At 61.4% G+C, this 996-nt stretch carries 1 protein-coding gene; it reads left to right on the top strand.

Translation table 11 applies throughout. From position 1 onward, the window contains the following. Nucleotides 1-106 precede the first annotated feature (106 nt). Nucleotides 107-996: aldehyde dehydrogenase family protein (locus tag BN1969_RS00080; protein WP_147576928.1), on the top strand; the 890-nt coding region annotated here is incomplete at its 3' end.

Genomic DNA, 996 nt, shown 5'->3' with positions numbered 1-996 from the left:
CATTGAAATGAAGTATTGGACGGGAGAGGAAGAAGTGGTATAATGGCGACAGTAAGGAAAGCTGGACGGAGGTCCGGCAAATAATAAGGAAAAGGAGATCATTACAATGGCGAAAGAAGTCACTCCTGAGCAGATCGAAATGCTGGACGGGATGGTCGCTAAGGCCCGCGCTGCGGCGGAGATCATCGCCACCTATGACCAGGAGCGCGTGGACCGGCTGTGCCAGGCGGTCGCCGCTTCTGTGATCGACATGAAGGTTTGGGCGAACCTGGCTGACGAGGCGGTGGACGAGACCGGCCTGGGCGACAAGGTGACCAAGCGGAACAAGCGGAACAAGCTGAAGCTGATCCTGCGGGACTGCCTGCGTCAGAAGAGCGTGGGCGTGATCGAGGAGATCCCTGAGAAGGGCATCGTGAAGTATGCCAAGCCTGTGGGCGTGATCGCGTCCCTGGTGCCCACCACCAACCCCTGCCTGACCCCTGCCGGCCAGGTGATCTACGCCATCAAGGCCCGTGACGTCATCATCTGCAGCCCCCATCCGCGCGCGAAGAAGACCACCAACAAGTGCATCAACATCATCCGTGAGACCCTGGTGCGTGAGGGCGCTCCCGCCGACATCATCCAGGGCATCGAGGAGCCCAGCATCACCCTGACCCAGGAGCTGATGAAGCGCTGCGACCTGGTCATCGCCACCGGCGGTCGTCCCATGGTCAAGTCCGCATACTCCTCCGGTGTGCCGGCCTACGGCTCCGGCGCCGGCAACGCGACTGTCATCATCGACAACACCTGCAACACCCCCGAGCGTCAGGCTGAGGCTGCCATGAACACCCGGATCTCCAAGTGCTCCGACTTCGGCTCCGGCTGCTCCTGCGACGGCAACCTGATCATCCACGAGGACGTGTACGACGGGTTCGTAGCCGCCCTGGTGAAGGAGGGCGCTTACCTGGCCAACGAGGAAGAGGCTGAGAAGCTGAAGGCCGTCATGTGGGACGAGGC

The sequence above is a fragment of the Clostridium phoceensis genome, assembly GCF_001244495.1.
Taxonomy (GTDB): Bacteria; Bacillota; Clostridia; order Oscillospirales; family Oscillospiraceae; genus Lawsonibacter; species Lawsonibacter asaccharolyticus.
Note: the sequence above shows the minus strand (reverse complement) of the source record. Positions and strands in the feature narration are given on the sequence as shown.